This window comes from Streptomyces sp. NPDC050388 (assembly GCF_040655635.1).
In the GTDB taxonomy this organism is placed as follows: domain Bacteria; phylum Actinomycetota; class Actinomycetes; order Streptomycetales; family Streptomycetaceae; genus Streptomyces.
In genome coordinates this window covers 1-1,406 of sequence record NZ_JBFAKH010000271.1, presented here as the reverse complement: position 1 = coordinate 1,406, position 1,406 = coordinate 1, and the positions used below count along the sequence as shown (strand labels likewise).

The window sequence follows — 1,406 nt, the reverse complement described above, 5'->3', positions numbered from 1 at the left end:
GCGCCGTCCCCGTCCACGAGGTACGCCGTGCAGCGGGGCGTCTCGTCGTAGACCTGGATCTCGAAGCCGGCGGGCGCGTCCGCCGCCCGCAGCAGACTGTGTTCACGGTGCCGCGGGCGGCCCGCCCGGCGAACCCGAACCCGGGCCATCGGGCCGCAGACCGGGCACCACCGACCTCGCCTCCCAAAGGAGGTGGCCCGGCCGCAGCCGGACGGGCCCGCCCGGCGCCACGACGGCCCTGACGACGATGCCCTGGACGACCGGCGAACAGACACCCAAAGGCTCCCGCCAGGTGCCGTAGTCGCCCTCGCCGGCGGGAACGGGCGTGGCACGGGTAACGCGGCAGCCGATGGTGGCCGGCAACGCGGTGAGCCCTCCCCCGACCCGGCCCGGCCGCGGCACCCGGGTCACCACCAGAAGGGCGCCCGCCGCGGCACCGACCGCGGCGGCGGTGACACCACCGCCGAGGAAGGACACGTCCGCGCCGGTGACCTCGCCGGCGCGGATCCCGGCAGCGGCCGGCAGAAGCACCCCGGCCGCCCCGCACGGCCTCGCGGAACAAAGGCGGGACCGTCCAGCATCATCCCTCCCGGGCCCGCACCCAGGTCACCGGCCCCCGCACGCCACCACGCGCGCAGGCCAGGAACATGATGCCCCCGCCGCAAGCCGATCCCGGACACCCCCGGCGGCGTGTCCGCCACCGGACCCCCCTTCAACCCCGGCCCGCTCACCCGCCCGCCCCCGCAGCCCCACCCCCCGGCCGGCACCGCCCCTTTCCCGGCGCCCGCCCCCCGGCCGCAGACCAAGCCCACCGCCCGGCACGGACCCCCGGTGACACCGGCACGCCCCCCCGGTGACAGGAGAGGAGCCCCACCGCCCACCGTCCCGGACCGCCGAAGCCGCCGCCGGCGGACAGCCCGCCCCGGCCCGCGCCACCACGCGGCCGCCGGCCCCGCCCGCAGCGGCCGGGGCCGCGACCGGCCGGACCGCCCCGGCCCGTCCACGACCACCGGCAGCACCCCGGCCGCCCCGGCCCACCGCGCCACCGGGCGGCCCCGGCCCACCGCAGCAGCCCCGACGCCACGGCCATGCCCGGTGAGAAACGCCCGCCGGCGGGCCCCCGGCCGGGCCCCCGCCACAAACCGCCCGCGGCACCCGCCGCGCACGGCGCCCCCACCCCCACCGGCGCGCCCGGCACACCGAAAACACACCCCCCGGACACACCGGCCCACCGCCCGGCCGGACCGGCCCGCCACCCGGCCGCTCACCCGACACCGGCCAGCCGGCTCACCCACTGCGCCAGCGTCAGCGAACCGCCCCCGGCCCCCCGGGCCGCACCGTGCCGGCGGCGCGCGCCAGAGCGGCCCCCGGCCGCCCCGGACAGGCACCACGGCCGCCGGCCGGCC

The 1,406-nt window shown here is 81.0% G+C and carries 2 protein-coding genes; both read right to left on the bottom strand.

Features of this window, described 5'->3' with window-relative positions:
* A partial coding sequence (locus tag AB0I73_RS41310; protein ID WP_363045520.1) for a DUF5919 domain-containing protein occupies positions 1-149 on the bottom strand: 149 nt, incomplete at its 3' end.
* Positions 103-531 carry a hypothetical protein gene (locus AB0I73_RS41305; RefSeq protein WP_363045519.1) on the bottom strand — a complete coding sequence of 143 codons (429 nt, stop codon included), beginning with the start codon at positions 529-531 and terminating at the stop codon, positions 103-105. The genes AB0I73_RS41310 and AB0I73_RS41305, both read right to left, overlap by 47 nt.
* Positions 532-1,406: the final 875 nt, after the last annotated feature.